The following is an 8,453-nucleotide window of genomic DNA, read 5'->3' on the forward strand; positions in this document are numbered from 1 at the left end:
ACGAAGGCCCGAGGCGCCGGCACCACGCTGGCGCGGGAGTCCCTGACCGCCGTGCAGAAGACCGCAGACAACCAGAAGCGAGCCCTGGGACGGGGCCTCTCCGCGCTCATCCCCCAGGCGGCCCCCGCCGCTCCCGCGGCCAACGCGCCCGCGAAGGCCGGCGTGCTGAAGCTGGCCATCGAATCCATCCACCGCGACAGCCTCCAGCCCCGCCGCCACTTCGACGAGACGAAGCTCCACGAGCTCACCGAATCCATCAAGGCGCAGGGGCTGCTCCAGCCCATCCTCGTGCGCAAGGACAAGGACGGGGACGGCTACCGGATCATCGCCGGCGAACGTCGCTGGCGCGCGTCCCAGGCCGCGGGCCTCAAGGACATCCCCGCCATCGTGCGGGAGGTCACCGAGGCGCAGGCCTTCGAGCTGGCCCTGGTGGAGAACCTCCAGCGCGCGGACCTGAACCCCATTGAAGAGGCGGATGGCTACAAGCGCCTCGTGGAGGAGTTCAAGCTCACGCAGGAGCAGGTGGCCCAGCGGGTGGGCAAGGAGCGCTCCACGGTCGCGAACGCGCTGCGCCTGCTCGCACTGCCGCCGGACGTGAAGGAGATGGTGGCGGACGGGTCGCTCAGCATGGGACATGCGCGCGCGCTGTTGGGCGTGCCCCGGCTGCCGGAGCTGCAGAACCTGGCGCGCCAGGTGACGGAGAAGAAGCTGTCCGTGCGCGACACGGAGCGACTGGTGCAGCAGGGCCGGTCGCCGAAGAAGGACGCCGGGAAGCCGGCGCCCAAGGTGAGCCCGCAGGTGAAGGCACTCACCGAAGAGCTGCAACGTCGATTGGGGACAAAGGTGCGTTTGTCGGAGAAAAGCCCGGGAAAAGGCACCCTGGAAGTGGACTTCTTCTCCTACGATGACCTGGATCGGCTGTTGAAGCTTCTGAGGAAGGAGTAGGGCGTGGCGCTCCTTGGCGGGAAGAAAGACGAAGCACCCAGCAAGCCCCTGTTCAAACGGGAGGAGGATTTCGTGTCGACGCGTCCGGGTGAGGTTCACACGCTTCTGGGTAAGGGAAGCGAGTTCGAGGGGAAGCTCACCTTCGAAGGTCAGGTTCGAATTGACGGGAAGTTCAACGGGCAGATCATCACCAAGGACGTGCTCGTCATTGGGGATGGCGCCCGTGTGCAGGCGGAGATCCAGGCCGGCACCGTCATCATCAATGGCACGGTGGAAGGCAACGTGCGCGCCGCCCAGCTCATCGAGCTGAAGCAGCCGGGTCGCATGAAGGGCAACCTGGAGACGCCGTCGTTCACCATGGATCGCGGCGCCATCCTGGAGGGCTCGCTCAAGATGGAGAACATCGGCAAGGGCAACCCGCCGCCTCCCATGGGCGAGAAGAAGTAGGTGTCCGTCTTCCCGTCCAGCGTGCGCGGGGTCGCGTTCGTGACCCTCGCGCTGCTCGCGGGATGCCGGGGCTGCCAGGAGGACACCCCGTCCTCCAGCAGTCTGGCGGAGGACGCGGGACTCCGCTCGGGCGTGAAGGTGCCGTTGCCGCCCGGGTGGTCCGCGCAGGTCGCCACCGATGGCAGCTTCCAGGCGGGCCCTCCCGGCCGCCCGGCGCTGCGCGTGGACCTGAAGCCGGGGCAGGGCGGACAGATGCCCTCCTCGGAGAAGCTGGCGGACACCGTCCGCGAGCAGATGAAGAACTTCACCCTGTCGCTGGATCAGGAGGAGGACACGACGTCCTTCTCCCTCTTGCGCGTCACGCTGGCCCCGTCGCTGGCGGACGGAGGCCTGGGCGCGGAAGTCCCCGCGTTCTTCGGCGCGCGGCGCGTGGGGGATGATCTGTTCCTCTGCGCGAGCCTGCCCGGTGCGTCCTCCGAAGAGGTGCGCCTGGCCACCGAGGCCTGCCGCACCATCCAGGTCCAGGCCGCGCCCCGCTGAAGTCGCCCCGCTGAAGTCGGACGTCCTGCGGCGGACGCTTCCCGTCCCCCACGTCAGGCGCTGGGTTGTGCGCGGGTTGCCTCGTCCCGTTCGATACGCGCTCCCACAAGGAGCAGCCCATGGACGACTGGCGCAAGAACCTCATCGAAGGCCCCACGGCGATTGGCGCGCTGCTCGGCAGCGGCAAGCGCGTGGCCGTGCTGGGCATCCGCCCGGATTCGCACGCGGACAAGCCCGCGCACGCCATCCCCAAGTTCCTCAAGGACCACGGCTTCACCGTGTTCCCCGTCCCCACGCACGGCGAGCATGGGACCATCCTGGGCGAGCCCGCATACAAGTCCGTGAAGGACGTGCCCGGCGAGGTGGACGTGGTGGACGTGTTCCTGCGGCCGGACGACATCAACACGCACGTGGACGACCTGCTGGCGAAGAAGCCTCGCGCGGTGTGGTTCCAGAAGGGGATCCGCAACGATGCCGCGGCGGAGCGCCTGGCCCGCGCCGGCATCCAGGTGGTGCAGGACCACTGCATGATGGTGGAGTGGCGGACGCATCATCCGCACGGGTGATTCCCGCGCGACGAAGGGCGAGCAGGCATGAACGTCCTGCGCGGCTTCCGGGGCCGGATTACGTGAAACGTGTGATGGTTTCGCGCGGGTATGACTGGGAGGGGATGGACATCGGGCTCACTCCGAGGTGCAATTCCGTCCACGCCCCGTCATCACGACACACCGGGACTTCCCGAAAGCCGTCCGACTTCCTAACCTAAGCCTCCCGACTTGCGTCGAGCTCCCGTCCCGGCCCGAATCAGGTCCTCACGCTGTGCCCCTCGTAAGGAGTCCGCGCATGACGCTCACCGAGATGCTTCCCCTCCCCCTGGCCGTCGTGGAGATTGGCGCCCTGGGTGAGCAGCTTGCAGCAGCGGGAGGCCTGGTCATCACCGCGGCGGCAGCGCTCTGGGCCGCGTGGACCCGCCCGGCCGAGCCGGCCCCGGTGCCCGTGCCGGTGCGCCGCAACCCGCCGCGCCGCCGTTGAATCGTACGTCGTACGTCGTCGGTTGAACCCCGGTCCCTGGCCCGGCGCCCCACGAAGGAGCGCGCCGGGCGGGACTCACGGCCTCAGCGCTTCATCGCCAGCGACAACGCGAAGTCGCCGTCCGCGTCCGTCCACCAGGCGGACAGGTCCAGGCCCGCGTCGCGCAGCTCCGTCTGCACCTGCTCTCGACAGAACTTGCAGCTCACCTCGGTGCGCAGACATTCGCCTTCTGCGAAGTCCACGCGCCGCTCCAGGTCGCCCATCCACACGGACTGGGCCTTCCGGGAGATGAGCCGCATCTCGATCCACGCGTGCGTCTCGTCGAACGGGGCCAGGTGTTCAAAGGCCTCCGGGTCGAAGTCCGCGTTCAGCTCGCGGTTGAGCACGCGCAGCACGTTGCGGTTGAAGTCCGCCGTCACGCCCGCGCTGTCGTTGTAGGCGGCGAAGAGGCGCTCGCGGTCCTTGATGAGGTCCGTGCCCAGCAGCAGCCCGTCTCCGGGCCTGAGCCCCGAGGACAGCTCGCGCAGGAACAGCGCGCGCTGCGCCGGCTTCAGGTTGCCGATGGTGCCGCCCAGGAAGGCGATGAGCCGGCGGCCGACCCGCGGGATGCGCCCCAGGTGGTGCTCGAAGTCGCCCACGACGGCGTGCACCGCGATGCGCGGGTACTCGTGCGCGAGCCCGTCCGCCGCCTTGCGCAGGAAGGCCTCGCTCACGTCGAAGGGCACGAAGCGCTTGAGCTGTCCGGCCGCGTCCATCGCGTCCAGCAGCAGGCGCGTCTTCTCACTCGTGCCGCTGCCCAGCTCCACCAGCGTGTCCGCGCCGCTCAGCCGGGCGATGTCGTCCGCGTGCGCGTGCAGGATTTCGCGCTCGCGGCGCGTCGGGTAGTACTCCGGCAGCCGGGTGATGTCGTCGAAGAGCTGGCTGCCGCGCTCGTCGTAGAGCCACTTGGGGGAGAGCTCCTTGGGGCCGGACTGGCACAGGCCCTGGAGCACCTCTTCCCGGAGCGCGCGCTGCGCGTCCCCCGGCTTCACGTACACGTCCACCCGCACGCCCGGTGCCGCGTCGGTGCCCGGAACCTGTCCCTCGCTCTGCTCCGTCCTCAGCCTCATGCGCCCCTCACCTCACGTCCCGTGCACAGCGAAAGCCGGCGAAGATCTGCCGGCGGATGGGGAAGTCCCAATTGCGGAAGCTGTTGCGCACCGCCACCGGCGCGCTCGCCCAGGCGCCTCCCCGCAGCACCTTCGACGCGGTGCCGAAGAAGACCTCCGAGTACTCGCGATACGGAAAGGCCTTGAAGCCCGCGTACGGCTGGAAGTCGCTGGAGGTCCATTCCCAGACGTCCCCCAGGAGTCCGAAGACGCCGTCCGCGCTGCGGCCCAGCGGATGGCTGCCCACGGGTGATGGGCCCCAGCGCGCGCCACCCAGGTTGGCGTGCGCGTCCGTGGGCGCGTCGTTCCCCCAGGGGTACGCGCGCTCCACGCCGTCGCTGCCCCGCGCGGCCTTCTCCCACTCGGCTTCCGTGGGCAGGCGCTTGCCGGCCCAGCGCGCGTAGGCGTCCGCCTCGTACCAGGACACGTGCTGGACGGGTTCGTCCTTGGGGAGCAACTCCACCGTGCCGAAGCGGCGGCGCAGCCACACGTGCTGGCCCTGCGGCAGCCAGAAGAGCGGGTGGCGCAGCCCTTCGGCCTGGATCCACTCGAAGCCCTTCGGGTCCCACCAGCGGGCGTCCTCGTAGCCGCCGGACTCCACGAACACGAGGTAGTCCCCCGTGGTGACGGGGTGCGCGTCCAGGAGGAAGGGCGCCACGTCCACGAGGTGCCGGGGGCGCTCGTTGTCGTAGGCCCACGCGTCGCTGCCGCCCAGGGGCACCGGGCCTCCGGGGATGAAGACCTCGTGCTGTGGCACCGCGCCGGGCCGCGGGCGGAGCGCCTCCACGGGCAGGTACTCCACGTCCGTCATCAACTGCAGCGTGGCGGCCAGCGTCTCCGCGTGCTGCTGCTCGTGCTGCGCCACCATGCCGAAGACGAAGCCGTCCGCGAGCAGCGGATCCGCGCTCTGGGGGGGCAGCGCTTCCAGGTGCACGCGCACCGCTTCACGCACGCGCGTGGCGTAGGCCCAGGCGGCCTCGGGCTCCAGCAGCGGCAGCGTGGCGCGGGTGTTCCGGGGGTGGCGGAAGGCGTCGTAGATGGCGTCGAACGCGGGGTCGGTGATGGCCGGCGCCCCCAGCGCGCGCAACAGCCACTGCTCCTCGTAGTTGGCCATGTGGGCCACGTCCCAGACGAGCGGCGACATCAGCGGCGAGTGCTGCCGCATCAGCTCCGCCTCCGGCACGGGCTCCAGCATCGCCCTCGTGCGGGCCCGCGCCGCCTCCAGCTCCCGCCAGGCGCGCGCCTTCCAATCCGCCTCCGACCTCCAGGGTGCTGCTCCTGCCTGCTGCGTGGCCCTCATCGACATGGTCGTCCAAGGTAGGAAGGGGCTCGGGGCCTCGCTAACCCCCCGGACTCCCCCGGTGCAGGGTCCGCGTGAGGGACCACACGTTTGCGAGCCGGCATCCCCTCCGTGATGACCCGGAGTCCTAACCCGCAAGGGGCCCACCGTCGGGGGTGTCTGCTCCCGGGGTGATGCTTTTTGCTCAAAAGAGACGATGACTTCCCGCGCCATGAATCCCGGGAAGTGGGCATTTCTGGTCTGGCATGTGTCCACCAGTCATCGGGATTTTCCGGGCTGCCATGGCCTGGGTGGGGGAGGGGGTCCGTATGCTGTACCGCATGGCCCAGCCCGCACCGCGCAAGCCCGTGCTCGTGGTGGAGGACGATGAAGACGTCCGCGCCGCCGTCGCCGAAATCCTGGAGGGGGAAGGTTACGAGGTGGTGGTCGCCGCCAACGGCCGCGAGGCCCTGGAGGAGCTGGTCCACGTGAAGTCGCCGTGCCTCATCCTGTTGGACCTGCGGATGCCGGTGATGGACGGCCCGGAGTTCCTGAGTCGGCTGCGTGCGGACTGGCCCAAGCTGAAGGACGTGCCCGTGCTGCTGCTCACCGCCGTCGTCACCGAAGCGTTGCCTGGGACGCACGGCATCCTGCGCAAGCCCATCATCCCGGACGAACTGGTGACCAGCGTGAGCCGGCTGACCGGCCGGAGTGCCTGAGCGCTGGCGGCAGGCCGTCAGCGCATGCGGTTCACGGCCAGCAGGGTGAGGGTGCTGGCCCGTGGATCGCGCTCGTAGAGCAGCTCCAGGTCGTGGCCCTCCACGCGGTAGCGCGACGGTCCCACCGACGAGTCCTGGTTCCGCGACCGCTCCGCCAGCCCCAGCAGGGCCTGCTGCAGGGCCTCGAAGACCTCGGCGGACATGCGCCCCACTTCCCGCCATGCGGGCGGCGCGTAGTGAACGCGGTACGGATGGGACAGGCGATTTCGGGCGGACTGGGACACGGGCTCGGTTTCCTTGGCACCCCGTGTCCTTGCGAACCTCGTGCCTGCCAGCGGTCCCGGGAATTCCAGGCACTTTCACGCCAGCCAGACGGGCGAGGGCTGAAGAAGTTACGGAGCCCCCGAAATCGTAGGAGGAAGAAATGACGGCTCCGCGCGGCCTTCCGGGAGCGGCATTCCAGGCGAGCGGAGGCAGGTCGTCCGCAAGGCCGGGCCCCGGTGCGGCGGGCGTGCGGTGGGGGGTGGCTGCCCTCTTCCTCGCGGGTGCGCAGCGTTGAGCCCAGGGACCCGCGCGCGGACGGGCCCGCATGCCCGAGGAGGCAACCATGGAACGGCGCACCCCCACCCCCTGGTCGGTGACGAACGGGCTGCTCTTTGGCGTGGCCGCGGGGGTGCTGCTGGCGTTGGCGGAGACGGCGCTGGCGGTGGCGGCGGGGGACAGCCCCTTCTACCCGGTGCGGATGAGCGCGGCGGTGGTGCTGGGGACGCCGGCCTTCACGCCGCAGGTGTCCACGGGGCTGGCGGTGGCGGTGGGGCTGGCGGTGCACCTGGCCATCTCCGCGGGCTGGGGGCTCGTGTACTCGCTGCTGGACGCGCTCTTGCCCACGGACGGGCGCGGACGCTGGGAGTTCCAGGCGGCGGTGGGGATGCTCTTCGGCATCTTCGTGTGGCTGGTGGACTTCCAGTTCCTGGCGCGCGGCTACTTCCCCTGGTTCCTGGACGCGCCGCAGTTCCTCCAGATTGTGTGGCACGCGCTCTTCATGGGCCTGCCGCTGGCGCTGCTGTTCACGGCGGCGGAGCGTCGGCGCACGCCGCTGGTGCAGTCGTCGCCCTGAGGTGTCGGGCCGGCCTCCCCGCGCGGCGGAAAAGGCAAGGGCGCGGGAGGGGCCATGGGGGGCTGAAAAACGCCAGGGGTATGGTGACATGACCCGACCTTCAGGGTTATGCCGTGCGCCCGCGGCCATGGGGGCGCATCCTACCGGGGACTTTGGGCATGGACACTGAACTGGCGGGCATCCTCGGCGCGGCGGCGCGCTCGGTGCGGGTGCGGATGGGCCTGACCCAGGCGGACGTGGCGGACCGCATCGGCATGGCGTCGGAGGTGTATGGCCGGCTGGAGCGGGGCCACATGCTGCCCAGCGTCCAGAACCTGCGCCGGCTGTGCGTCGTCCTGAACATCCCGCCGCACGACATGCTGGGGCTGGACGATTCGTTCGCCGCGCCGCCGCCGAAGGAGAAGCCGAAGCCGCGCACCGACGAGGAGCCGCCGGAGATGCGCCGGCTCATGCGCAACCTGCGGCGGCTGACGCCGGTGCAGCTGAAGCTGATGAACCTGGTGGCGTCCGCGATGCAGCAGCAGAAGAAGAAGCCCTGAGCGACGCGGGCGTTAGACTGGGGCCACCATGGTCGACGAGCTGGTGCGCAGGCTGGACCTCAAGCCCCACCCGGAGGGCGGCTACTACCGGGAGACCTACCGGGCGGCGTTCCAGGTGCAGACGCTGCGGGGTCGCAGGTCGGCGGGCACGGCCATCTACTACCTGCTGACGCGGGGCATCTTCTCCGCGTGGCACCGGGTGGTGGGCTCGGACGAGCTGTGGCTCTTCCACGACGGGGAGCCGCTGGCGTTGCACCTGGTGCACGAGGACGGCCGGCTGGAGACGGCGGTGTTGGGCCGGGACGTGTCCAAGGGCGAGCAGCCGCAGGTGCTGGTACCGGCGGGGGTGCTCCAGGCGGCGGAGCCATTGGGCGCGTACACGCTGGTGGGCTGCACGGTGTCGCCCGGGTTCGACTTCGCGGACTTCGAGCTGCCCGACGCGGAGGCCATGGTGGCCCGGCATCCCGCGCACGAGGGGCTGCTGCGCAGGTTGGCGAAGCCCGGTCGGCGCTGACTTTGGCGTCAGGTGCCCCAGGGGCGCAGGGGGCGGAGCAGCCCCGCGTCCTGGAGGCGGGCCTGGACGTCGGCGGCCAGGGCGAGGTGGGCCGGGTTGGAGACGGAGAACTTCTCCGGCGTGAGGGTGATGAGCGTGCCCCGGTCCGGCAGGTGTTCCACCTGGACGGGGGC

The 8,453-nt window shown here is 70.2% G+C and carries 13 protein-coding genes; 9 read left to right on the plus strand and 4 right to left on the minus strand.

The window, feature by feature from the left end:
* Positions 1-51 precede the first annotated feature (51 nt).
* The 5 genes from D7V97_RS10225 (at position 52) to D7V97_RS10245 (ending at position 2,964) form a co-directional block, all read left to right on the plus strand.
* A complete protein-coding gene (locus D7V97_RS10225) occupies positions 52-945 on the plus strand; it encodes a ParB/RepB/Spo0J family partition protein (protein WP_120610438.1) in 894 nt (297 codons plus the stop codon).
* A 3-nt stretch (positions 946-948) separates the two neighbouring features.
* A complete protein-coding gene (bacM, locus tag D7V97_RS10230; protein ID WP_120610427.1) occupies positions 949-1,392 on the plus strand; it encodes a bactofilin BacM in 444 nt (147 codons plus the stop codon).
* On the plus strand, positions 1,393-1,932 hold the full coding sequence (locus D7V97_RS10235; RefSeq protein WP_233582632.1) for a hypothetical protein: 540 nt from the start codon (positions 1,393-1,395) through the stop codon (positions 1,930-1,932).
* 119 nt (positions 1,933-2,051) lie between these two features.
* Positions 2,052-2,498, plus strand: a complete 447-nt coding sequence (locus tag D7V97_RS10240; protein ID WP_120610428.1) for a CoA-binding protein — start codon at positions 2,052-2,054, stop codon at positions 2,496-2,498.
* 277 nt (positions 2,499-2,775) lie between these two features.
* A complete protein-coding gene (locus D7V97_RS10245) occupies positions 2,776-2,964 on the plus strand; it encodes a hypothetical protein (RefSeq protein WP_120610429.1) in 189 nt (62 codons plus the stop codon).
* Between the two features lie 83 nt (positions 2,965-3,047).
* Here the strand turns inward: D7V97_RS10245 and egtD are convergent, their stop codons facing one another.
* Together egtD and egtB are read right to left on the minus strand one after the other, a co-directional pair.
* Complete coding sequence (gene egtD / locus D7V97_RS10250; protein ID WP_120610430.1) at positions 3,048-4,073, minus strand: L-histidine N(alpha)-methyltransferase; 1,026 nt, start codon at positions 4,071-4,073, stop codon at positions 3,048-3,050.
* Between the two features lie 7 nt (positions 4,074-4,080).
* Positions 4,081-5,418 (minus strand): ergothioneine biosynthesis protein EgtB, encoded by a 1,338-nt coding sequence (gene egtB / locus D7V97_RS10255; RefSeq protein ID WP_120610431.1) that lies wholly within the window; start codon positions 5,416-5,418, stop codon positions 4,081-4,083.
* A 302-nt stretch (positions 5,419-5,720) separates the two neighbouring features.
* Here egtB and D7V97_RS10260 point away from each other — a divergent pair, with 302 nt between their 5' ends.
* A complete protein-coding gene (locus D7V97_RS10260; protein WP_233582633.1) occupies positions 5,721-6,110 on the plus strand; it encodes a response regulator in 390 nt (129 codons plus the stop codon).
* Positions 6,111-6,127: 17 nt separating this feature from the next.
* Here the strand turns inward: D7V97_RS10260 and D7V97_RS10265 are convergent, their stop codons facing one another.
* The gene (locus tag D7V97_RS10265) at positions 6,128-6,394 is read right to left on the minus strand and encodes a hypothetical protein (protein WP_120610432.1); all 267 of its coding nucleotides are present in this window, start codon (positions 6,392-6,394) and stop codon (positions 6,128-6,130) included.
* A gap of 323 nt (positions 6,395-6,717) precedes the next feature.
* Between D7V97_RS10265 and D7V97_RS10270 the strand changes: the two genes are divergently transcribed.
* The 3 genes from D7V97_RS10270 (at position 6,718) to D7V97_RS10280 (ending at position 8,280) form a co-directional block, all read left to right on the plus strand.
* On the plus strand, positions 6,718-7,227 hold the full coding sequence (locus D7V97_RS10270) for a hypothetical protein (protein ID WP_120610433.1): 510 nt from the start codon (positions 6,718-6,720) through the stop codon (positions 7,225-7,227).
* Positions 7,228-7,385: 158 nt separating this feature from the next.
* Positions 7,386-7,766, plus strand: coding sequence for a helix-turn-helix transcriptional regulator (locus D7V97_RS10275; RefSeq protein WP_120610434.1), 381 nt, complete (start codon positions 7,386-7,388; stop codon positions 7,764-7,766).
* A gap of 28 nt (positions 7,767-7,794) precedes the next feature.
* Positions 7,795-8,280 (plus strand): cupin domain-containing protein, encoded by a 486-nt coding sequence (locus tag D7V97_RS10280; protein WP_120610435.1) that lies wholly within the window; start codon positions 7,795-7,797, stop codon positions 8,278-8,280.
* 8 nt (positions 8,281-8,288) lie between these two features.
* Here D7V97_RS10280 and D7V97_RS10285 read toward each other — a convergent pair whose 3' ends face one another.
* Complete coding sequence (locus D7V97_RS10285; protein ID WP_120610436.1) at positions 8,289-8,441, minus strand: Imm52 family immunity protein; 153 nt, start codon at positions 8,439-8,441, stop codon at positions 8,289-8,291.
* Positions 8,442-8,453 lie beyond the last annotated feature (12 nt).

Source organism: Corallococcus sp. CA053C (assembly GCF_003611675.1).
Lineage (GTDB): Bacteria > Myxococcota > Myxococcia > Myxococcales > Myxococcaceae > Corallococcus.